General features: G+C 55.8%; 19 protein-coding genes, 1 tRNA gene and 3 pseudogenes. 13 read left to right on the top strand and 10 right to left on the bottom strand.

All coding sequences use genetic code 11. The annotated features are described in order from the left end of the window. The first annotated feature begins 13 nt into the window (after nt 1-13). The 7 genes and pseudogenes from pheT to FPT12_RS24600 all read left to right on the top strand — a co-directional run bounded on the left by pheT (nt 14) and on the right by FPT12_RS24600 (nt 6,059). Entirely contained in the window at nt 14-2,392 is a 2,379-nt protein-coding gene (pheT, locus tag FPT12_RS24630) for a phenylalanine--tRNA ligase subunit beta (RefSeq protein WP_145021233.1), read from the top strand. A 3-nt stretch (nt 2,393-2,395) separates the two neighbouring features. Next, nucleotides 2,396-2,698, top strand: coding sequence for an integration host factor subunit alpha (gene ihfA, locus FPT12_RS24625; RefSeq protein ID WP_002553164.1), 303 nt, complete (start codon nt 2,396-2,398; stop codon nt 2,696-2,698). Then, nucleotides 2,679-3,035: a MerR family transcriptional regulator gene (locus FPT12_RS24620; RefSeq protein WP_003179985.1), complete on the top strand. Its 357-nt coding sequence runs from the start codon at nt 2,679-2,681 to the stop codon at nt 3,033-3,035. Before ihfA ends, FPT12_RS24620 begins: the two co-directional genes overlap by 20 nt. Nucleotides 3,036-3,124: 89 nt before the next feature. Next, nucleotides 3,125-3,201, top strand: a tRNA-Pro gene (locus FPT12_RS24615). A 332-nt stretch (nt 3,202-3,533) separates the two neighbouring features. After that, nucleotides 3,534-4,355 carry a transporter substrate-binding domain-containing protein gene (locus FPT12_RS24610; RefSeq protein WP_145021230.1) on the top strand — a complete coding sequence of 274 codons (822 nt, stop codon included), beginning with the start codon at nt 3,534-3,536 and terminating at the stop codon, nt 4,353-4,355. After that, a pseudogene (locus tag FPT12_RS24605) lies at nt 4,352-4,614 on the top strand (amino acid ABC transporter permease); the annotation flags it as partial. The gene FPT12_RS24610 and the pseudogene FPT12_RS24605, both read left to right, overlap by 4 nt. A gap of 62 nt (nt 4,615-4,676) precedes the next feature. Further along, a complete protein-coding gene (locus FPT12_RS24600) occupies nt 4,677-6,059 on the top strand; it encodes an LLM class flavin-dependent oxidoreductase (protein ID WP_145021227.1) in 1,383 nt (460 codons plus the stop codon). A gap of 132 nt (nt 6,060-6,191) precedes the next feature. On the opposite strand, the pseudogene FPT12_RS24595 reads toward FPT12_RS24600, so the two are convergent. The 6 genes and pseudogenes from FPT12_RS24595 to FPT12_RS24570 form a co-directional block, all read right to left on the bottom strand. After that, nucleotides 6,192-6,400, bottom strand: a pseudogene (locus FPT12_RS24595) (hypothetical protein). A gap of 459 nt (nt 6,401-6,859) precedes the next feature. After that, entirely contained in the window at nt 6,860-7,672 is an 813-nt protein-coding gene (locus tag FPT12_RS24590; RefSeq protein WP_145021224.1) for an oxidoreductase, read from the bottom strand. A 242-nt stretch (nt 7,673-7,914) separates the two neighbouring features. Next, nucleotides 7,915-8,913, bottom strand: coding sequence for an NADP-dependent oxidoreductase (locus FPT12_RS24585; RefSeq protein WP_145021221.1), 999 nt, complete (start codon nt 8,911-8,913; stop codon nt 7,915-7,917). A 45-nt stretch (nt 8,914-8,958) separates the two neighbouring features. Beyond that, on the bottom strand, nt 8,959-9,828 hold the full coding sequence (locus tag FPT12_RS24580) for an alpha/beta fold hydrolase (protein WP_145021304.1): 870 nt from the start codon (nt 9,826-9,828) through the stop codon (nt 8,959-8,961). Nucleotides 9,829-9,926: 98 nt separating this feature from the next. Continuing rightward, nucleotides 9,927-10,715 (bottom strand): SDR family oxidoreductase, encoded by a 789-nt coding sequence (locus FPT12_RS24575; RefSeq protein ID WP_145021218.1) that lies wholly within the window; start codon nt 10,713-10,715, stop codon nt 9,927-9,929. A 74-nt stretch (nt 10,716-10,789) separates the two neighbouring features. After that, nucleotides 10,790-11,890, bottom strand: a complete 1,101-nt coding sequence (locus FPT12_RS24570; protein WP_145021215.1) for an alkene reductase — start codon at nt 11,888-11,890, stop codon at nt 10,790-10,792. Nucleotides 11,891-12,057: 167 nt separating this feature from the next. On the opposite strand from FPT12_RS24570, the gene FPT12_RS24565 reads away from it, so the two are divergent. Together FPT12_RS24565 and FPT12_RS28460 are read left to right on the top strand one after the other, a co-directional pair. Then, on the top strand, nt 12,058-12,657 hold the full coding sequence (locus FPT12_RS24565) for a TetR/AcrR family transcriptional regulator (RefSeq protein WP_145021212.1): 600 nt from the start codon (nt 12,058-12,060) through the stop codon (nt 12,655-12,657). Nucleotides 12,658-12,758: 101 nt separating this feature from the next. Then, nucleotides 12,759-12,854 carry a hypothetical protein gene (locus FPT12_RS28460; RefSeq protein ID WP_371922608.1) on the top strand — a complete coding sequence of 32 codons (96 nt, stop codon included), beginning with the start codon at nt 12,759-12,761 and terminating at the stop codon, nt 12,852-12,854. Between the two features lie 50 nt (nt 12,855-12,904). On the opposite strand, the gene FPT12_RS24560 is transcribed toward FPT12_RS28460, so the two are convergent. After that, complete coding sequence (locus tag FPT12_RS24560) at nt 12,905-13,834, bottom strand: LysR family transcriptional regulator (RefSeq protein WP_145021209.1); 930 nt, start codon at nt 13,832-13,834, stop codon at nt 12,905-12,907. 190 nt (nt 13,835-14,024) lie between these two features. On the opposite strand from FPT12_RS24560, the gene FPT12_RS24555 reads away from it, so the two are divergent. Beyond that, nucleotides 14,025-15,053: an alpha/beta hydrolase gene (locus tag FPT12_RS24555; RefSeq protein ID WP_145021206.1), complete on the top strand. Its 1,029-nt coding sequence runs from the start codon at nt 14,025-14,027 to the stop codon at nt 15,051-15,053. Nucleotides 15,054-15,201: 148 nt separating this feature from the next. Next, a complete protein-coding gene (locus FPT12_RS24550; RefSeq protein WP_145021203.1) occupies nt 15,202-16,395 on the top strand; it encodes an MFS transporter in 1,194 nt (397 codons plus the stop codon). Nucleotides 16,396-16,736: 341 nt separating this feature from the next. Here FPT12_RS24550 and FPT12_RS24545 read toward each other — a convergent pair whose 3' ends face one another. Together FPT12_RS24545 and FPT12_RS27755 are read right to left on the bottom strand one after the other, a co-directional pair. Continuing rightward, the gene (locus FPT12_RS24545) at nt 16,737-17,753 is read right to left on the bottom strand and encodes an IS110 family transposase (RefSeq protein ID WP_145021200.1); all 1,017 of its coding nucleotides are present in this window, start codon (nt 17,751-17,753) and stop codon (nt 16,737-16,739) included. Nucleotides 17,754-18,187: 434 nt separating this feature from the next. Continuing rightward, complete coding sequence (locus FPT12_RS27755; protein ID WP_178098883.1) at nt 18,188-18,334, bottom strand: hypothetical protein; 147 nt, start codon at nt 18,332-18,334, stop codon at nt 18,188-18,190. A gap of 195 nt (nt 18,335-18,529) precedes the next feature. On the opposite strand from FPT12_RS27755, the gene FPT12_RS24540 reads away from it, so the two are divergent. Together FPT12_RS24540 and FPT12_RS24535 are read left to right on the top strand one after the other, a co-directional pair. After that, complete coding sequence (locus tag FPT12_RS24540; RefSeq protein WP_145021198.1) at nt 18,530-19,150, top strand: TetR/AcrR family transcriptional regulator; 621 nt, start codon at nt 18,530-18,532, stop codon at nt 19,148-19,150. A 195-nt stretch (nt 19,151-19,345) separates the two neighbouring features. Then, nucleotides 19,346-19,564, top strand: a pseudogene (locus FPT12_RS24535) (outer membrane protein transport protein); the annotation flags it as partial. Nucleotides 19,565-19,600: 36 nt separating this feature from the next. On the opposite strand, the gene FPT12_RS24530 reads toward FPT12_RS24535, so the two are convergent. Next, a complete protein-coding gene (locus FPT12_RS24530; protein WP_145021195.1) occupies nt 19,601-21,061 on the bottom strand; it encodes an efflux transporter outer membrane subunit in 1,461 nt (486 codons plus the stop codon). Nucleotides 21,062-21,099: the final 38 nt, after the last annotated feature.

Genomic DNA, 21,099 nt, shown 5'->3' with positions numbered 1-21,099 from the left:
TTAGGAGAGCAGGATGAAATTCAGTGAACAATGGCTGCGCGGCTGGGTAAGCCCGCAGGTAAGTCGCGACGAGCTGGTTGCTCGTCTGTCGATGGCCGGTCTTGAGGTCGATAGCGTTACGCCGGCCGCCGGTGAATTCAGTGGCGTGGTCGTGGGCGAGGTGCTGAGCACCGAGCAGCACCCGGACGCCGACAAGCTGCGTGTTTGCCAGGTCAGCAATGGCGCGGAGACCTTCCAGGTAGTTTGCGGCGCGCCGAACGTGCGCCCGGGCCTGAAGATCCCGTTCGCCATGATCGGTGCCGAACTGCCAGGCGACTTCAAAATCAAGAAAGCCAAGCTGCGTGGCGTTGAGTCCAACGGCATGCTGTGCTCGCAGGCCGAACTGCAAATCGGTGAAGGCAACGATGGCCTGATGGAATTGCCGGGCGATGCGCCGGTCGGTCAGGACATTCGTGAATACCTGAGCCTGGACGACGCCAGCATCGAGGTCGACCTGACCCCGAACCGTGGTGACTGCCTGTCCCTGGCCGGTCTGGCCCGTGAAGTCGGTGCGCTCTATGCTGCCGAAGTCACGCGCCCGGTCGTTGCCAGTGTTCCAGCCGCGCATGATGAAGTGCGTTCGGTTGAGGTCCTGGCACCTGCCGCTTGCCCGCGTTACCTGGGGCGGGTGATCCGTAACGTCGATCTGTCCAAGCCTACACCGCTGTGGATGGTCGAGCGTCTGCGTCGCGCTGACGTGCGCAGCATCGACGCTGCCGTCGACATCACCAACTATGTGATGCTGGAGCTGGGTCAACCGCTGCACGCTTTCGATCTCGCCGAAATCAATGGCGGCATCCGCGTACGCATGGCCGAAGAAGGCGAGAAGCTGGTGCTGCTCGACGGTCAGGAAGTCAGCCTGCGTAGCGATACGCTGGTGATCGCCGACCATTCCCGTGCTCTGGCGATTGCTGGCGTGATGGGTGGCGAGCACAGCGGTGTTTCCGCAACCACTCGCGATGTGTTCCTGGAAAGCGCGTTCTTCGATCAGATCGCCGTTGCTGGCAAGGCTCGTTCCTACGGCCTGCACACCGACGCCTCGCACCGCTACGAGCGTGGTGTGGACTGGCAGCTGGCCCGTGAAGCCATGGAGCGCGCCACCGGCCTGCTGCTGGAAATCACCGGCGGCGAAGCTGGCCCGATCATCGAAACCGTCAGCGAGCAGCACCTGCCGTCGATTGCTCCGGTCACCCTGCGTGCCCAGCGCATCACCCAGATGCTGGGTATGGAAATGGATTCGGCCGAAGTCGAGCGTCTGCTCAGCGCTTTGGGTCTGAAGATTTCCGCCGACGGGGCAGGGCAGTGGCGCGTAGAAGTGCCAAGCCATCGCTTCGACATCAGCCTGGAAGTCGACCTGATCGAAGAGCTGGCCCGCCTGTACGGTTACAACCGTCTGCCGGTTCGCTACCCGCAAGCCCGCCTGGCACCGCAAGCCAAGGCTGAAGCGCGTAGCGATCTGCCTGAACTGCGTCGCCTGCTGGTGGCTCGTGGTTATCAGGAAGCAATCACCTACAGCTTCATCGATCCGAAGCAATTCGAACTGTTCAACCCGGGCGTCGAGCCTCTGTTGCTGGCCAACCCGATCTCCAACGACATGGCCGCCATGCGTTCGTCCCTGTGGCCGGGTCTGGTCAAGGCGCTTCAGCACAACCTGAACCGCCAGCAAGACCGCGTCCGTCTGTTCGAAAGCGGCCTGCGCTTTGTCGGTCAGCTGGAAGGCCTGAAGCAAGAGCCGATGCTGGCCGGTGTGGTTTGCGGTGGCCGTCTGCCGGAAGGCTGGGCCCAAGGTCGCGATACCGTGGATTTCTTCGACGTCAAAGCCGACGTGGAAGCAGTGCTGGGCTTTGCCGGTGCGCTGGACTCTTTCACGTTCGTACCTGGCAGCCACCCTGCGTTGCACCCGGGTCAAACCGCGCGCATCGAACGTGAAGGTCGCGTAGTCGGCTACATCGGCGCTATTCACCCTGAATTGTCGAAAACCCTCGGTCTCGACCGTCCGGTCTTCGTTTTCGAGCTGGTACTGGCCGAAGTGGCGTTGGGCAAAATGCCTAAATTCAGCGAGTTGTCGCGCTTTCCTGAAGTGCGTCGTGACCTTGCGCTGCTGGCGGACAAAGACGTTGCAGCCAGTGCCGTACTGGACGTAATCCGTGAAAATGCAGGCGAATGGCTGACGGACCTCAGGCTATTTGACGTGTATCAGGGTAAAGGTATTGATCCGCATAGAAAAAGCCTTGCAGTTGGCTTGACCTGGCAGCATCCATCGCGCACTCTTAATGACGATGAGGTGAATACCACGACGCAAAACATCCTCACCTCGCTCGAACAAAGGTTGAACGCCACGTTAAGGAAGTGACGTATGGGGGCTTTGACGAAAGCTGAGATGGCGGAACGTCTGTATGAAGAGCTGGGCCTGAACAAGCGGGAGGCCAAGGAATTGGTCGAACTGTTCTTTGAAGAAATCAGGCACGCTCTTGAAGACAACGAACAGGTGAAGTTGTCCGGTTTCGGCAACTTCGACCTTCGTGACAAACGCCAGCGGCCTGGCCGCAATCCGAAAACGGGAGAAGAAATCCCGATCACGGCTCGCCGTGTGGTCACCTTTCGTCCAGGGCAGAAGTTGAAGGCCCGAGTTGAGGCTTATGCTGGAACCAAGTCATAACGACGAGCTTCCCGTCATCCCAGGCAAACGCTACTTCACCATTGGTGAAGTCAGCGAGCTTTGTGCGGTAAAACCGCACGTGCTGCGCTACTGGGAGCAGGAGTTTCCTCAACTCAACCCCGTCAAGCGCCGCGGAAATCGCCGGTACTATCAGCGGCAGGATGTGCTGATGATCCGGCAGATCCGCGCGTTGCTCTACGACCAGGGGTTCACCATCGGCGGAGCGCGCCTGCGCCTTTCCGGCGATGAAGCCAAAGACGACACCACCCAATACAAGCAAATGATTCGCCAGATGATCGCCGAGCTCGAAGATGTTCTGGTGGTACTCAAGAAATAAATTCCTGCTTTTAAATACTTCCAGTTTTCAAAAGCTTGCGATATATTCTTAAGCGTTCCTCGAGATGAGGAACAGGTTTCACGCCTAGTCGGGGCGTAGCGCAGTCCGGTAGCGCACTAGCATGGGGTGCTAGGGGTCGAGTGTTCGAATCACTCCGTCCCGACCATATAATTTAAGGGGTTGCGAGATTTTATCTCGCGACCCCTTTTTATTTTATAACGTTTTTACCCCTACAAAACGACTGGCTCTCGGTGGATTCCTCACCTCTTTCGGAGGGGATGGACGCAAGATTTCTGTGTGCCAAAGTCCTCCCTTCCCCGCAGGAAGCTTGGCGATGGAGGGCAGGGATGGACCTCGTTGACGGCTCGTAAGTAGCGTCTGAATCGCTAGATCCAATATAGCTTGAATGCAGTCTTATATTCCATAAATGTAGTATTAACTATTTTTATAGTGCGTTTTAATCTATTCGGTATTTTGAATCGATTGGAGCACTTGTCTGTGAAAACTAAGGCGCTTTTACCTTTTGGCTTGGCATTATTGGCTACATGCTCGACGGCTTTCGCTGGCGCCACTCTGGATCGCGTGACCAAGAGCGGAGAGCTGACCGGCGTTTTGATGGAAAATTATCCGCCATTCTCCTTTCTCAATGAACAGAACCAACTGGACGGGTTTGACGTAGATGTCGCCAAAGCTGTCGCGCAACGGCTAGGCGTGAAGCTCAAACTGGAAACACCATCTTGGGATGTAATTGCTGCTGGACGCTGGAGCGGACGATATGACATCTGCGTCTGCTCTATGACCCCGAGCAAGGCACGTGCCGAAGTGTTCGACTTCCCGGTCGAGTATTACCAATCACCGGCCGTGATTGTGGTGAATGCCAAAGACAAGAGCATTGTCACGGGCAAGGATCTGTCAGGTAAAAAAGTCGGTGTGATCAGTGCGTCGACCTATGAAGCCTATCTGAACAAAGATCTGGTGATTGAAGGCGCCGAGGACAAGCCGTTGAGCTATCCATTCGAAAGCGTCCAGATCGCGCCATACGACAACGAAACGGTAGCCTTCCAGGATCTGGCTTTGGGCACGGGCGTGCGCCTGGATGCAATGGTCACCAACCTCATCACTGCTCGCGAACGCACCGTCCAGGATCCTCGCTTTAAAATTGCTGGCGACACGCTGTATGCGGAGCCCAACGTCGTAGCGATCGAAAAGGGCGATCCACAATGGAATGTCAAAATCACTGAAGTCGTCACTCAGCTCAAGGCCGACGGCACATTAAGCAAGATTTCACAGAAGTGGATCGGTGCCGATATCAGCCAATGACAGCCCTCAATCCATACCCAGCCAAGGCGACTGTCGCCCCCGTAACCGAGACGCGCCATTTCAGCCGGCTACTTGGTTTTCGCACTCGCCTGTACTTGACCTGGGTGGTGCTGTTCGGCTTGTGCGTCATGTTTTTCATGAGCTTCGATCTGAAGTTCTCGATCATTCTGGAGAAGTTGCCCAATCTGGTCGGCCTGCATTTGGGGCCGAACGGCTTCTTGCAGGCGCCGCACTGACGCTGTTTTTGTGTTTCTGCTCGCGGGAAAGGTTTCAAGAATCAGCGGTGAACCGCCCCGTTCATTGATTTTTACAGGAACTACGATGTCCGATCCAAAACCTCTTTTGTTTGCGCTGTATGAGCAAGCCAGCGTTGGCTGTGGCGGCGCGCCAAGCCTCTGGACGCACCCGGCTGATGAACGACTGACCATCAACTCTCTGGGCTACTGGTCGAACCTGGCACGTGTCGCCGACCAGGCTCATCTCGATATGTTGTTTTTTGGTGATGTGTTGGGCTTCTACGACGTGTTTGGCGGTAATGCCGACGCGGCCGTGAAGTGGGCCGTGGAAGCCCCGGCCAACGATCCGTTGATGATCATCCCGGCATTAGCTGCGGTGACGGAAAACCTGGCCTTCGGCGTCACTGTCACTACCAGTTACGAACATCCTTTCACCCATGCCCGTCGCTTTAGCACGCTGGATCACCTGACCAATGGCCGAGTCGGGTGGAATATCGTCACCTCCTACCTGACCAGTGCCGCTCGCAACTTCGGCCTGGAGCAGATGATCAAGCATGATGATCGTTATGAGCGCGCCGAGGAGTTTCTCGATGTCGTTTACAAACTCTGGGAAGGTAGCTGGGCAAACGATGCTGTGGTTGCCGACAAGTCTCGCCAGATCTATGCCAAGGGCGATCGCGTGCGACCAATCAACCATGTTGGCGAGCACTACCGGGTGGCCGGGCCGCATTTGACTTCTCCATCACCACAACGCACACCTCTGCTGATCCAGGCCGGTTGGTCAGGTCGTGGTCGTGAGTTTGCGGCCAAACACGCCGAACTGATTTTCATCGCCAAGTCCAACCCGCTGGAGATTCGCCACGGATTGGAAGATATATGGACACAGGCCAGGGGTCGGGGTCGTCACGCTGAGGATGTAAAATCACTGACGGTACTTCGGATCGTCACGGCCAAAACGGAGATAGAAGCCCAACGCAAATATGATGAACTGCAAAGCAACTACCACTTGCAGGCGCAACTGGTGAGTTATGCCGGCGATACCGGTATCGATATCAGCCGCTACGCGGACGGCGACGCGTTGTCGACTCACACCGAAGGCATGACCTCCTATGTGATGCGTCCCGATGGCAGTGGCAAGCCTTTGACCGCCGGCGATGTCAAACAGCGCTTTGCCAACGTCACCCGGGGCAGTGACCTGATTCTGGTGGGAACACCGCAACAAGTGGCCGATCGGATAGAGGAGCACGCCCGTATTTCCGGAACCAGCGGCTATATGCTCAACCCGCTGATTAGCCCGGGCAGCCTCGAAGACTTCGTTGAGTTGGTCATTCCTGAACTACAAAAACGTGGCTTATATCGTACTCAGCCACAGAGCGGTACTTTCCGTTCGCGGTTACGGGCCGATGGCGCTAACCATTTGCCGGATTCCGCTTATGGAGCCTCGTTCCGTTTTGATAAAGATTTGTAGGGTAAAGGTGCCTGTCTCGTTGAGTCGGCACAAGAGGAGGCGGCTCAACTCGCCATGCGTATATGGTCGGCGAGAGTTGGCCCCGGTGTGTACGGATAGCTGCTTGTCATGAAGGGCAGCTTTCGATAGCAGTCACTTGGGCGCCATCATCACCGCGAGCGTCTACCGATGAATTCTTCATTCTTGTCGATGGCGTCCTGGGCGCCGTGGACATTATCGGCAACCTCGGCCGCACCTCGCTGCTCTACCCAGTTCGAAAGCTCCATAATTGTGGCTTCTAATGCGAGCTGGCTTTCGTTGATCTTGAACAGCAAGGAAGGGAGCAGGTCTGCGTTGGACATAGTGATTCCTCCGTGGAAGAGGTCAGCGTAGCAGGAGGAAAAATGAGGAGGGACGCTTTCAGGAGGGGGGATCATTATCTTGAATCCGCGTAACCCAACTAATAACTAGACTGCGATAGCAGCCAGGCGCCTACCTTTTCCTGCTTGCTCAGCACACAAAGCTTTGGCCTCCTTACGTCTCGGAGGTCGAGCAATCGTTGCCTGTCCATCTCTGATGGAAACCACTCGTTGACTTCGACATGACATTGCAGTATTGGGACTCGCTTAGTGCCCACCTGATGATCATGCCCGGTGCGGCCCGGTAGTGATCTGCCATGGACAGAGTCCGCCCCTCTGAAGCCCATCCGCACCGAGCGAGCAGGTCGGTGCCATCGAAGATCCCCGTTGCACCAAAAATCCTGTGGTACCCGGGGAATGGATCCCTGCCAACGAGACCTAGGCGACCGCAGGCCCTGTGGTTCAGACCGGCAGGCGGAATTGCTTGCGCAAGCTCTTATCAAACATTCCTGCGGGGGCGAAGCGGCGCAGCATGCTGATTTGTTGCGCTGCCTTGCCGGCAGTATAGCGATGCTGCGGGCGGACATCGGTCGCCGCTTTCAGCACTACAGCCGCCACAACTTCTGGCAGATCGGCTTTTGGCATCACCTCGTCTAGCAACGCTCTGAACCCGGCTCGAGCCTGATCGTACTCCTTCAATAGCGAATCCGGCTCAATCCCGTTCTGATCGAAGACGGTACGCACGAATGCCGGCTCGATGACCGAGACTCTAATATTGAAGGCACGAACCTCGTGATCAAGAGATTCCGAATAGCCCTCTAAAGCGTGCTTAACCGCCGAATAATGAGCGGAGTAGGGCGCTGGTACCAATCCCAAAATCGATCCGATATTGATGATGCGCCCCTGGCCACACTGCCGCATCGACGGTAACACCGCATTGGACATGCGGATTACTCCAAACAGATTGACATCGAACAGTGCCTGCACCTGTGAGATCGAAAACTCCTCAGCGCCACCAAGCAGGCCGACGCCAGCATTATTGACCAACAAGTCGATCCGCCCGGTCTGCGCGAGTACAGTTGAAACGAGAGCACTGACAGAGTCACCATCTGTCACATCGCAAATGAGCATGGACACCTGCGTTGGACTGTTGCCGGCCTTGCGGCTCGTGCCAAATACCGTATATCCCGCCCGCACCAGAGCCTCGGCGGTCGCGCGACCAATACCAGATGATGCACCGGTCACTATCGCGGTTCTTTCGGAAAGTGCACTCATTCGATACTCCAGTGCCAAAGGGCTAGATGTAAGAAATTTTGTTATGAACATAATCAGGTATTGCGATCATAATTCATTGCCGATATGTGGAAGCCAGTAATCAGTAATGACGCCGGACTGACGAGCGGGTTCTTTTATTAACAACTTCAATCAATGGAGTTCGCTGCTGACATACCGATAGCATCGGAATGCCAAGACATGCTGCTCAATCTAATCTCTCGTCATAGAGTGGTGGCGGTTAGTTATTGTATTTTAATAATGACCTTGCCTTTTGATCTCCCTTGCCCGATATAACTCAACGCCTCGGCTGTCGATTCGAAAGGGAAGGTTCGGTCGATCACCGGCTTTATAATGCCGGACTCGATGAGCGCCGTTATCTCATCCAGCTGGGCACCACTGGCACGCATAAATACGAACGCATAGTTGATGTTTTTTTTGCGCGCTTTTCTGCGGATCCCGCTGCTCAACATACGCATGATCAGGCTCAATACCCAGGGCAGCTTTTGCTCTTGGGCGAACTGTGGCGTCGGCGGCCCTGAGATGGATATGAGCTGGCCACCAGGCCTCAGAATGGTGAGCGACTTTTCCAGCTCATCAGCGCCCAGGCTATTCAATACGACGTCATAATCTTGCAGAATACTTTCGAAGTTTTGCTTCTTGTAGTCGATAACAACGTCTGCTCCCAGTGCCTTGACCCAATCCACATTGTTTGTGCTGGTGGTTGTCGCGACGAAGGTGCCCAGATGCTTGGCGAGCTGGATGGCGAGGGTGCCGACGCCACCGGAGCCGGCGTGGATAAACACCTTCTGGCCTTTTTTCAACCTGGCTGTTTCAACCAACACCTGCCAGGCCGTCAGAGCGACCAAGGGGAGAGAGGCGGCTTCTTGCATATTGATATTTTGGGGTTTTAACGCCAGCGCATTTTCCTTCACTGCAATGAGCTCAGCGAACGTGCCTATGCGCTCTTGAGGAGGGCGCGCGTAGACTTCGTCACCTGGCTTGAAGCGCTGCACAGCGGATCCAACGCTAGTCACGACCCCAGCCAGGTCGTTTCCCAATATCAGCGGGAATGAATACGGCAGGATCAGTTTGAATTCGCCTGTGCTGATCTTCGTATCGAGCAAGTTCACGCTTGTCGCATGCACTTGAACCAGAACGTCATGATCACCCACCTCGGGAACGGCCACCTCGCCAATACGTCCCGCTTTTTTGCCATAACGGTCGATTAAAAATGCCTTCATGATGAGTCAACTCTTATAGCTTCAAATGGGAATGGCGGAACATCCTCAGGCATCGAGGAATGCTGTTGCTTTCGCCACGAAGTCGGCATGATGTTGGAAAATCCCGCCATGCCCGGCGTCTTCGTAAATGATTAGGTGTGAATTCGGGATCCGGTTTGCCAGGTCGGTGGAGTTCACCGTTGGAACCATGATGTCGGTATCACCGTTGGCGATCAGCGTCGGTACCTGTATGCGGCTGAGGTTTTGCGAAGGCTGTCTGCCCCACGCGTTAATGGCTTTCAACTGCCGCATAAAAGCGGTTGGCGTAGAGTTTTCAACTCGATCTTTCCTGCGCTCTTTCAAGCGCTTCAGAAAATCCTTGGCGGCTCGCCGACCATTGACCGTCGAGGTGAAGAATAGGTAGGTCTTTGGATCGCGCAACGTCAGCAATCCTTTAAGCATCAACGGCCAGGACACTGACCAGACTTTGTCGATGCCCTTGCCGCCGGCGGGCCCCGTGCCGGTCAGAATTAGTCTTCGCACCAGGTCAGGGGCGCTAAGGGCAATTTCCTGGGCCACGAACCCTCCGAGTGAAAAACCCAGCAGGTCGATTTTTTTGAACCCCAGCGCCCGAATCACGGCGATGGAATCGTTTGCCATTTCCCTGACTGTCGCCGGGGCGGTACCACCTGATGCGCAGATTCCCCGATAGTCAGTGGCGATGATGCGTCTGGTGCTTGCGAGCCCATCCATGACCCGTGGGTCGAAGTTGTCCAGCACTGCGCCCCAATGGTTAAGCAGAACGAGCGGCAACTCACTCTTGGGGCCTATGTCACGGTAAGCGAACGCTGTTCCTTCGACCTTGATCCATTGGTTCGCTGCATTTACGAACGGCGTGTGCGACCCGGGATGAAGTTTTGTGTCTTGAATATTCATGTTTGCCCCGTGTTGCGGGTCGAAAAACTGCAAGTGAGACTGTGTGTTGCAGGCGCTTTTAAATCGAGAGCTGCGCACCAGCGCCTGCTGCACGATGATTACGCCTTGGCTTGATAACGCTCGGCGACATCGGATTGCCTGATCTGCGACAGCAAGCCCTGACGTGCACCCTGCAATGCATCCCAACGTGCGGCGTCATGTAATGGTGGAATGGTCACGGGCTCGCGACGATCAAATCCGACCAGCGCGGCATCGACCAGATCACCCACTTCCATGACGTCACTGAGGGTATTGATGTCGATACCCGCTCGCTCCCAGATTTCGGTACGAGTGGCTGCTGGCAGAACGGCTTGCACATAGACGCCTTTGGGCGCTAGCTCCAGGCTCATACCTTGTGAAAGAAACAACACAAACGCCTTGGTCGCGCCGTAGACCGTCATGCCGAACTCAGGTGCCAGGCCAACAACCGAGCCTATGTTGATAATCGCTCCGTCCCCGGCTTGTGCCAGGCGTGGGGCGATGGCGCTGGCAAGCCGTACCAGTGCGGTAGTGTTGAGCGTAACCAACTGAGCAACGCTGTCGGTGGATTGTTCGATAAAGCTGCCGGATTGTGCGGCGCCTGCATTGTTCACCAGGATGCCAATGCTGGCGTCATCGCGCAGGCGAGCCTCGACCGTGGTCAAATCTCTGATTTGGGTCAGGTCAGCCAGGAGAACATCAATGGTGATGTTGTGTTTCTCACGCAGCTGGGCTGCAAGAGCATCCAGCCGCCCTTTGTCGCGGGCAACCAGTACGAGGTCGTGTCCGCGCTGTGCAAAGCGCTCGGCATAGGTGGCGCCGATGCCAGTGGAGGCGCCGGTAATGAGAACAGTGGTAGGGATGCTCATGAATTGATCCTCTGTTTCAGATATCGATAGGCGAGTCATGCGTGGTGTCCGGAGGACGTGCGCAGACGTGATTTTTAGCCGTGTCGGGTGCTGGATTCAGCAAGGGTTGGGTAGTCGATGTAGCCTTCTGCACCACCGCCATACAGGGTCGCAGAATCGAATGCCGACAAAGAGGCAGCGTTTTTAAGGCGCTCCACCAAGTCCGGGTTACCTATGAAGGGACGTCCAAAGGCGATCAAGTCAGCCTTGTCATCGTTGAGTTGAGAGGTGGCCAAATTCGCGTCGTAGCCATTGTTCGCGATGTAAGTGTTTTTGAAGCGTTGGCGCAAAGAACCAAAGTCGAAGGGCGCAATATCGCGCGGCCCGCCAGTCGCGCCTTCGACCACATGGAGGTACACAATGCCCAAGGCATCGAGTTGGTCGACAATGTAGTCAAACTGGGCCTGCGGTTCGCTGCTGGAGACTCCATTGGCTGGCGAAACTGGCGATATACGGATACCTGTGCGTCCGGCACCGACCTCGTTTACTACCGCCGCCGTCACTTCCAGCAGTAGGCGAGCGCGATTTTCAATCGAGCCACCGTAGGCATCGGTGCGGATATTGGCACCGTCCTTGACGAACTGATCCAGCAAATAGCCGTTTGCGCCGTGGATCTCTACGCCATCGAATCCCGCAGCGATGGCATTTGCCGCCGCTTGGCGAAAATCATTAACGATCTCAGGAAGCTCGCTGATATCAAGCGCTCGCGGCTCTGAAACGTCCCGGAAGCTATTGTTGACGAACACCTTGGTCACGGGACGGAGAGCGGAGGGTGCTACCGGAGCGGCACCGTTCTCCTGCAGGTCAACGTGCGATACGCGTCCGACATGCCACAACTGCAGGAAAATTCGTCCGCCTTTTGCGTGGACGGCATCGGTGACCTTGCGCCAGCCATCAATCTGCACCTGCGTGTAGATGCCGGGCGTGTCCTGGTAGCCCTGTCCCTGCTGCGAGATCTGCGAGGCTTCGGAGATCAACAGGCCTGTAGAAGCTCTCTGGCTGTAATAGGTTGCAGCGAACTCGCTCGGGACGAAGCCTTCCCCCGCACGGTTACGCGTCAGCGGAGCCATCACGATTCTGTTGGAAAGTGTCAGCGAGCCGAGCGTGTACGGCTCAAATAACGTCTTATCGTTCATATCGTTTCCATACTCGTTGATTAATGAAGGCAACATGCGCCGTGCCAGGGAAGATTCGCGTTGGTGTATTTATGATGTCGATCATGCTCAAAGCTGTCAACGCTTTTGATTGTGATCGACATCATAGTATGATGGGGGCATAGCTTTGAGATGCAGAGGCGCACGAAATGAAGATCACCAAGGCGCAATCACTCGCCAATCGAGCTCACATCGTTGAGACGGCTTCAGAGCTGTTTCGCGAGCGTGGCTACGATGGCGTGGGGGTGGCGGAACTAATGGCTGCAGCCGGTTTTACGCAAGGAGGTTTCTACAAACACTTCGGCTCCAAGGCTGATCTGATGGCTGAAGCGGCAGCGAACAGTCTTTCGCATTCGCTGAACAGTTCCGAAGGTCTCGACGTTGCTGAATTCGTCGATCTTTATGTGTCGAGGGATCACCGAGACGGCAGGGGCAGCGGTTGCACCATGGCGGCCCTTTGTGGAGACGCTGCGCGTCAATCAGATGAGTTGAAAGCCACCTTTGCCAGCGGTGTAGAAAGCGCGCTGGCAGCGCTTGAAGAAAAGTACAAGGCGAGGCAAGACGCGCCGCAGGATGGGGTACGGGCAAAAATGATCGACATGCTGGCGCATGCAATCGGTGCGGTCATGTTGTCACGCGCCTGCCCAGATGATTCTTCTCTGGCTGATGAAATACTCGAGGTTTGCCACGCTGAGATAATTGCTTCATTGCCGTTTTCGCCAGTCAGTGAACCGTGGGGGAACACATAGATGGACGCCCCTAAATAGGGTGTTGGCTCCATTGGCGATTAGATCAAGTTGCCTAAGGCGTGCAGTGCAGTGCAGTGCAGATCTTGATCATTTAGCCAGGCATTGAAGGTGCTGCGAGAAATGTTGTCGTTGAGACAATGGGTGGGAATCACCGAACCTTGAAAGAGTTGGTGGATAGCTACGGCTCTGACTCGTAGCGTCCTGGCTCAGCATTGCCCCGGAAAGTAGGCACCATCTTCCGTGAACGTTATTCAGCAGTCTCTAAACTTCGCCCAAAACTCTTCAGCGGATCACCTCGAAGAGCATTCAGAACAAGCGAAAAAGCCGGTGTTGGCAAGCGACGGCTTGGGTAGTACAGGTGATAGCCCGAGAACAAAGGGCACCAGTCCTCTAGCACCCGTACCAAGCGGCCATCCTCAATATGCGGTGCAAATTCCTCTTCCGGCAAATAGGCGATGCCCAAGCCGTTAACTGTCGCCGCTGGGACATGTGTGCTTGTGTTCAGAATGACCTGGCCACCGACACGCACATTAACCTTGCGACCACGCTTTTCGAACTCCCAAACAGCAAGCCCGCCAAGAGTTGGATAGCGTATGTCGATGCACCTGTGATTCACGAGATCCTGCGGCTTCTTTGGCGCACGGTTGCTTGCGAAATACGATGGCGACGCTACTGCCGCCATCCGTACTTCTGGCCCGATTGGAACGGCGATCATATCTTTATCGACGGTGTCGCCAAATCTGATGCCCGCATCGAAGCGGTCGGCAACGATGTCTCGGAAGCCATAGTTGATATCAAACTCAACCTTGATGTCGGGGTATTCGAGAAGCAAAGGTGTGAGTCTGGGAAGCAGGATTGTTCTCAGGACAAAATCACCACAGGTGATGCGTACCGTGCCCGCTGGCTTGTCACGAAGCTCGATCAAAGTATCCAGCTCAGCTTCGATCTCGTCGAAGCGATGACCGATGGTGTGCATCAGTCGTTCACCGGCGCTGGTCGGCGAAACGCTGCGAGTGGTGCGCGTCAGTAGTCTTATCTTCAGGCGCTTTTCAAGTCCGGAAATCGTCTGGCTCAGTGCAGACTGCGTGACACCCAAGTGGGCGGCCGCTCGGGTAAAGCTGCCTTCCCTTGCGACTGTCACAAAGGCCAGTAGGTCGTTCAAATTATGTCGTGGCATCGAAGCCGCCTATCGATATTGATTAGCTGTTCTTATAACTTCAACAAGCTTTCATTAGATTATCAAGCGTGGCGTATTCCCAGAGAATAGGGCAAGCCTCACCTGTCGTCACAGGTATGGCCCAAACCACTCGCTGATCCAGACCCAAGAACCCGATCGATCAGCACCTATTCACCTATGGGAGCAGCCCATGAGAAAATTCGTTATCTTGCTCGGCCTTCTGATGGCGTCGCTCTCCGCACTGGGAGCAGACATGTCTAACGGAGCTGATAATTTTTATAAAAGTGAGAAGGTCACGATGCGAAAGGTGACCTTCAAAAATCAGTACCAGATGAAAACTGTGGGCAATCTATTTGTCCCTAAAGATTCGAAGCCCGGTAGCAAAAGTGCAGCGATCATCGTTGGCCATCCCATGGGGGCGGTCAAAGAGCAGAGTTCGAACCTATATGCCCAGAAACTGGCTGAGCAAGGTTTCGTGACCCTTGCCATCGATCTGTCGTTCTGGGGCGAAAGTGATGGTCAACCGCACAATGCGGTTTCGCCAGAAGTCTATGCAGAAGACTTCAGTGCGGCCGTGGATTACCTCGGCACACAGACATTCGTTGATCGGAACCGGATTGGTGTCCTGGGCATCTGTGGTAGCGGCAGCTTCGTCATCAGCGCTGCCAAGATCGACCCTCGAATGAAGGCCGTTGCCACGGTCAGCATGTACGACATGGGCGCGGCCAATCGAAACGGCTTGAAGCATTCCGTCACTGTCGAGCAGAGGAAGCAAGCCATCGCCGCTGCCGCCGAGCAGCGTTATGTCGAGTTCACTGGTGGCGAAACCAAGTACACCAGCGGAACTGTCCATAAGCTGACGGAGAAATCCAACGCTATTGAGCGCGAATTCTATGATTTCTACCGCACGCCACGCGGTGAATTCACCCCCAAAGGCCAGTCACCGTTACTGACCACTCACCCGACGCTGACCAGCAATGCCAAGTTCATGAACTTCTATCCGTTCAACGATATCGAGACTATCTCGCCACGCCCGATGCTGTTCATCGCCGGTGAGAATGCGCACTCGCGTGAGTTCAGTGAGGAGGCCTATCGACTGGCTGGCCAACCCAAAGAGCTTGTCATCATTCCAGGTGCGGGCCATGTGGATCTCTATGATCGGGTCAACCTTATCCCGTTCGCCAAGTTGACTTCGTTCTTCCAAACCAATCTTAAGTGACATTTATCGTTGGGCGTTCAGGCAACTGAGTAGCAGGCCCCTCGATTGAGTGGGGCCTTTCGAATTATCCAGCTCAACCGTTCTGAGCTGATGCCGACGGCATGAATTGTTCGACGGTGTTGGCGCTTTGCGCATTGGGGGAGACTAGATGAGCAGCACCGCTTTACCTATTCAAACAGCGAGCCGCCAAGTGTGGGGCGCCGTCCTGGCGATGTCGCTGTGCGCCTTCGCTCTGGTAACTTCCGAGTTTCTGCCGGTGAGTTTGCTCACACCAATTGCCACCGATCTCGCGCTGACAGAGGGGCAGGCCGGACAAGCGATTTCAATTTCTGGCCTCTTCGCGGTCATCACCAGTCTTTTCATCTCTTCAGTCATTCGCCGACTCGACCGAAGGCCCGTTTTGCTTTTCCTGACGGCCTTGATGATTGCCTCTGGCACGCTCGTCGCCTTTGCCCCGAACTACTCGACACTGATGGTGGGCCGGGCCATTTTAGGGATCGCGATTGGTGGCAGTTGGTCAATGTCGACCGCCGTCATGATGCGGATTGCACCCGATAGTTTCGTTACAAAAGCCATTGCTTTGATCCAGGGCGGTACTGCACTCGCCACGGCGGTCGCAGCCCCCATTGGCAGTTTCATGGGCGGGCTGATCGGCTGGCGAGGTGCATTCTTCTGTGTGGTTCCGCTCGCTGCTCTGGCGCTCTGTTGGCAGGCATTCACGTTGCCGAAAATGCCAAGTCAAAATGAGTCTGGATCTGCAATTGATGTGTTTCGGCTGTTAGGTAGCGCCAAAGTCTCACTGGGCATGGCTGCGGTGGCATTTTTGTTTATGGGGCAGTTCGCGTTATTCACCTATCTGCGCCCGTTTCTTGAGTCGGTGACCCGCGTTGATGTGTCTGGATTATCCTTGCTACTGCTGATCATTGGGATGGCCGGATTGGCGGGCACGATGGTGATCGGTTCAGTGCTGAACCGAAGTCTTTTTCAAGTGCTGATGCTCATTCCGCTGTTGATGTCGGGAATTGCCGTGGCTCTAATTGTCTATGGCAGATCAATGGCGGCTACAGCCGTTTTGCTGGGGATATGGGGTCTGATCGCTACGTGCGCACCCGTGGGCTGGTTTACTTGGCTATCACGCGTACTTCCACAAAATGCAGAGGCGGGCGGCGGCTTAATGGTGGCCGTGATTCAGCTGGCAATTACGCTCGGCGCGACCGTGGGTGGGATTCTGTATGACGGCGTTGGCTATCAGGCGACATTCATCACCAGCAGCGCATTTCTTCTGGGGGCTGCTGTACTAGCGTTGCTTGCATCGCGAGCCGCAATGCCTCGATCACGATGATCCTCTGAGGGGGATGTGATGCGCGACAGGGTACCTTCGACTACAAAATGGAACGGTCAGGCTTCGTTCGGCTAGAGGCGTCCGTATATGGACTCCTCCTCATTGCAAGCCTCCTTTGCTTTGGCGCCCGTGCCGACTGCACATGTATATTCGGCCTCTGACTTCGGCATCGATTCGATGCAGGGCCATGATGGGCTATTCGCGCGTCGGCTCCCAATCGCTTCTACGTGCTTTGCGCACCTGGACACTTGAGGGTTTTGCCGACGCCGGTTCGACCGGTTTGCCATTGCTCGGGTTGCTTCGCAATCGTGGTGTGGGGTGCTTCTCCCGGGATGAATAGGTCAGGCCGCTGCTCGATCCGGTTGGTAATCAGTGCCGTTGCGCAGCATCGCCCAAGCCATGCGTGCAGTTTTGTTAGCCAGTGCGATAGCGGCCACGTTGGGATGTGAGCGCTCGGCTAAACGGACAGCCCACTGGCTGAGTCGATCGTCTTTGGATTTGGCTGTGCGCAGTGCCGAGCGCGCACCGTGGATGATCAGCGTTCGCAGATAAGCATCCCCGCGTTTGCTAATGCCAAGCAGTCGATCCTTGCCGCCAGAGCTGTGTTGCTTTGGCGTCAGGCCTAGCGAGGCGGCCAGTTGTCGGCCATTGGCAAACTGGCTGGCATCACCGATGGCAGCAACAAGTGCGGTGGAAATCATCGGGCCGACGCCACGCAGCTGTTGCAAACGGGCGGCCGCTGGGTCACTTGCCGCGATCGCTGATATCTCGCCATCGAGTTCTCTCACGCGGTCATCAAGTGCTCGCAGGTCGTCCCACAAACCGTTCAGCAGACGACGAAAGCGTGCCGTCAAACCATTATCGGCATCTTCTAGCCAGCACGGTATTGCGCGACGCAGCATCAGTAACTCCTTCGGCGCTACGAGGCCGTACTCGGCGATCAACCCACGAATCTGATTGGCTTTGGCCGTCCGCTGTTCGATTAAGCCGGCCCGGATGCGATGCGTCGCCTGGATATCCTGTTGTTCGATGGTCTTGATGGCGACGAAGCGCATGCTGGGACGGCTCATCGCTTCGCAGATTGCCTCGGCATCGTTGGCGTCGTTTTTGTTGCTCTTGACGTACGGCTTGACGAACTGCGGCGCGATCAGCCTCACCCGAAATCCGCGTGCTTGTAGTTGCCGCGCCCAATGGTGCGCACCACCGCAACTTTCCATGCCGATCTCACAGCCGGGTTCGATCTTCTCCAGCACCGTTTGCAGCCAGCGATCGCGAGGCAGACGCTGCCGCCAGACTGGCTGCTCATGACGATCCACGCCGTGGATCTGAAACACGTTCTTGGCCAGGTCGACCCCCAATGCGCATAAGCTTCATGTGTGGACTCCTTCTCACGGTTGACTGCGGTTCGCACCTTCAGTCTGGCACTCAAGATGCCGAGGTGAGGAGGAGTCCATCCCATTGCTTCTGGTCAAGAGTGTGTAAAAACGTTTTCAGGCCGCAGCGCGTCCCTACGCAAATTTTAGCTCTGCTTACCAAGCGGGCGGCAGCCGAATTTACATAGCAACGCAGACTTCAAAGAGACGGGTACGTGTTTACACAACCTCGGCCGATATCTGCCTGTGTTAAGGGCAGCTGTCGCCTCAAAGCGGATACCTATGGAAGGGCGGCGATATCGGCGAGCTAAGGCGGCCGCACTCGCGATTGAAGGACTATCAGATAATGTTGTTCAATAAATCACTAGTGCGTCGCGTTCCAAAAAACGTGGTTTACGAGTGGGTCAGTGACGAAGAATTCAGCGGGCCACGTTGAAGCTGCGATTAAATGCAACCATGTCATCATGCGAAGGATTTTTGGCGAACAGGGCAGGGAGTTGCGTATTGAAGGCCTCGCGCTTCTGTGCTGCTGCTCCCTTGACTGCGGCATTCAGCGCCGGATGCATCTCATCAGCGATGTAGTCACAGCGTCTAGCGTTAGCGACAATGAACTTTTGGAACGCTAATCCGCCATGTGCGATTACTCAAGCGTCAGCCCGTTTCAAATCTGATCAACTGTGGTTTCCAAACGTTCGATTTGTGACTATATGTCTAATTAGTCACAGTTTGTAAGTCCTCGATAGGGTGAGTAAGCTATTTCCATGAATCAGCCATCAATATCTTCGCCCAGCCCACGTGGCCCAGCCGATCACGACATTCGAGACCAGATTGTCGCGGCTGCCAACGAACACTTCAGTCAATACGGCTACGGCAAAACCACGGTTTCCGACCTGGCTAAGGCCATCGGGTTCTCCAAGGCCTACATCTACAAATTTTTTGATTCCAAGCAGGCGATCGGTGAAGCCATCTGCGCAAATTGTCTGGCAGAAATCGTCGCGGCTGTGGAGCAGGCTATCAATGTAGAAGACCTGTCGCCGACGGAGCGCTTTCGACGCTTGGTCAAAACTGTGATCGCCACAGGTGTGAATCTGTTCTTTAACGACCGAAAACTCTATGACATTGCAGCGTTCGCGGCGTCGGAAAGCTGGCCCAGTTCGCAGGCTTATGACGCACGCATCAAACACTTCGTGTTGCAAATCGTGCGGGAGGGACGAGAGATCGGCGAATTTGAACGCAAGACTCCGCTGGACGAGACAGTAGAAGCGATACATCTCGCGCTGCGACCATTCGTTAACCCCTTGCTGCTGCAGTACAACCTCGATTTCGTCGAGGAGGCGCCCACGCTCACCTCCAACCTCATCTTGCGTAGCCTCATGCCTTGACCTTCGGCTGAAGATTTACGGCATACCCGGGTAAGCGACAGATCATCAAACGGCTTTTTACTTTGCCCTTCTTTCATCCGTCGAAGGGCATTTTATTTACCTGTGTCGTGACTATTTACTGATTTGGTCACGTGAGCAAGTATGGGGGAGTCGCTTCTACTGCTTCATCTCAGTGATACCCATAGAGTTCAAACAATGAAAAAAATAGTGTTCAAGAGCCCATTTGGCCTTGCTGTCGTGCTCGCATCTTCAAACGTTTTTGCAAGCGGCTTCGCTCTCGATGAACAAAGCATCAGTGGGATGGGATCGGGGTTTGCCGGTCGCTCCTCCTCCGCTGAAGACGCGAGCACGGTCTTCGGTAATCCTGCGGGTATGTCTCGCTTGAAAAGGGAGCAGGTCAGCGTGGGCGCGGCGAGGCGCGTGCATCAAGTGCTATGTCGCCTGGTTAAATCATCGTGTCGCAACAGGCTGGGCTTCAGGAGGTTGCCAGCCACCACCTAGCGATTTGAATACCGCTACCGCCGCCCGTGCCGATTCCGTTCGCGCTTGCGCCCGGGCATCGGAAGCCTGGAGCATCGTCTCGTCAGCGTGCAGGACATCGATCAGGCTGGCCGTGCCTTTCTCATAGGCAATGAACGACGATTGGCGAGCCTGTGTCAGAGACGCCTCCCCCCCGGTGAGGGTGTTTGCTTGAGCTTCCCGATTCACCAGTGAGGAGAGCGAGTTCTCGACATCCTCGGTGGCGCGCAGCACAGACTGACGGTAAGCGGCCAGGGTTTCGGCTTCCTGTCCCTTGGCTTGGTCGATTTGGGCGTTGATGCGACCGAAGTCGAAGAGTCTCCAGCGCAGTCCCAGTACGCCCACCGACTGGCTGGCACCGCCGGTAAAAAGGTTGCCTGCGGATACAGCCGTGGCACTGCCCAGCAATGCGCTAAGGGAGAATTTCGGATAGTACTCAGCAATCGCCTCCCCGATGCGTGCGTTTGAGGCCGCAAGGCGGCGCTCAGCCACAATGAGATCTGGCCTGCGGCGCAGCAAATCGGCCGGCGTTCCCATCGCCTTTAACTGCGGCGCTACAGGAATGCTCCCCGCACCTGCCAGTTGCGTGCGGTGAGTGCCGGGTGGCGTGCCGAGCATCACATCCAGCGTATTCATGGCCGCATCCAGACCGGTCTGCAGGACCGGCACTGTCGCTTGGACCTGCGATAGCTCCCCCTCGGTCTGACGAACCTGATAATTGGCGGCGAGCCCCTTGCTGTAGAGCAATTGGACTTTCTCTAGTAGCGCCTGCTGCGTTTTGACTTGCCGATTCGCAATGTCCAGCCGGGTCTGCAATCCGCGGATAGTGATGTAGATATCGGCGGTCTGCGCGGCGATGGCCAGTCTTGTGGCAGCGACGCTCGCCTCGGAAGCCTGGTACTCGGCCAGTGCGGCCTCGCGTCCGCGTCTCAGGCCGCCAAAGACATCTGCCTCCCAGCTGGCACCGAGGTTGACCTCGTAGGAACTTCCGTACCGATCATAGCCAGGCGTTGAGTTCAACACCTGGCCGAGTGGGGTCTCGATTGACTGGTAGGAACGCGCGGCTTGGCCGTTGATGTTTCCCGAGGGTAATAAAGCGGCATTTGCGGCGCCTAGTCCGGCCCGTGCCTGCGTTACTCGCGCCGACGCCTGCGCCAGATCCAGATTCTGCGCAAGTGCCTTGGAGACGAAGTCGGCTAGCAGTGGATCACCGAAGCCTTCCCACCAAGCAACAAGGTTGGTCGGCGTCGCTCCAGGCCGCTGTTCGACAGAAGGCTGACCCAAGTAACGATCCGAGAGCGGAGCGTCCGGACGATGGTAGTCCGGACCGACCGCGCAACCTGCCATTAAGCCGGCGCTCACCAAAAGAGCAATTGGACGGAGGGGAGGCATTGAGATTCCTTCAATCGAGGATATTGGTGACTATATTA

Origin of the sequence: Pseudomonas sp. H3(2019) (assembly GCF_007713465.1) — a bacterium.
GTDB lineage: Bacteria > Pseudomonadota > Gammaproteobacteria > Pseudomonadales > Pseudomonadaceae > Aquipseudomonas.
The sequence above is the reverse complement of the archived record's forward strand: the minus strand, read 5'-3'. Positions and strand labels throughout refer to the sequence as shown.

Excerpts from the sequence above, each read along its gene's own strand:
- FPT12_RS24560 (WP_145021209.1), bottom strand. The coding sequence starts at position 13,834 with ATGCCACGACATAATTTGAACGACCTACTGGCCTTTGTGACAGTCGCA.
- FPT12_RS27755 (WP_178098883.1), bottom strand. The coding sequence starts at position 18,334 with ATGCATCCGGCGCTGAATGCCGCAGTCAAGGGAGCAGCAGCACAGAAG.
- FPT12_RS24590 (WP_145021224.1), bottom strand. The coding sequence starts at position 7,672 with ATGAGTGCACTTTCCGAAAGAACCGCGATAGTGACCGGTGCATCATCT.
- FPT12_RS24530 (WP_145021195.1), bottom strand. The coding sequence starts at position 21,061 with ATGCCTCCCCTCCGTCCAATTGCTCTTTTGGTGAGCGCCGGCTTAATG.
- FPT12_RS24580 (WP_145021304.1), bottom strand. The coding sequence starts at position 9,828 with ATGAATATTCAAGACACAAAACTTCATCCCGGGTCGCACACGCCGTTC.
- FPT12_RS24600 (WP_145021227.1), top strand. The coding sequence starts at position 4,677 with ATGTCCGATCCAAAACCTCTTTTGTTTGCGCTGTATGAGCAAGCCAGC.
- FPT12_RS24550 (WP_145021203.1), top strand. The coding sequence starts at position 15,202 with ATGAGCAGCACCGCTTTACCTATTCAAACAGCGAGCCGCCAAGTGTGG.
- FPT12_RS24570 (WP_145021215.1), bottom strand. The coding sequence starts at position 11,890 with ATGAACGATAAGACGTTATTTGAGCCGTACACGCTCGGCTCGCTGACA.
- FPT12_RS24575 (WP_145021218.1), bottom strand. The coding sequence starts at position 10,715 with ATGAGCATCCCTACCACTGTTCTCATTACCGGCGCCTCCACTGGCATC.
- FPT12_RS24565 (WP_145021212.1), top strand. The coding sequence starts at position 12,058 with ATGAAGATCACCAAGGCGCAATCACTCGCCAATCGAGCTCACATCGTT.
- FPT12_RS24555 (WP_145021206.1), top strand. The coding sequence starts at position 14,025 with ATGAGAAAATTCGTTATCTTGCTCGGCCTTCTGATGGCGTCGCTCTCC.
- FPT12_RS24620 (WP_003179985.1), top strand. The coding sequence starts at position 2,679 with ATGCTGGAACCAAGTCATAACGACGAGCTTCCCGTCATCCCAGGCAAA.
- ihfA (WP_002553164.1), top strand. The coding sequence starts at position 2,396 with ATGGGGGCTTTGACGAAAGCTGAGATGGCGGAACGTCTGTATGAAGAG.
- pheT (WP_145021233.1), top strand. The coding sequence starts at position 14 with ATGAAATTCAGTGAACAATGGCTGCGCGGCTGGGTAAGCCCGCAGGTA.
- FPT12_RS24585 (WP_145021221.1), bottom strand. The coding sequence starts at position 8,913 with ATGAAGGCATTTTTAATCGACCGTTATGGCAAAAAAGCGGGACGTATT.
- FPT12_RS24540 (WP_145021198.1), top strand. The coding sequence starts at position 18,530 with ATGAATCAGCCATCAATATCTTCGCCCAGCCCACGTGGCCCAGCCGAT.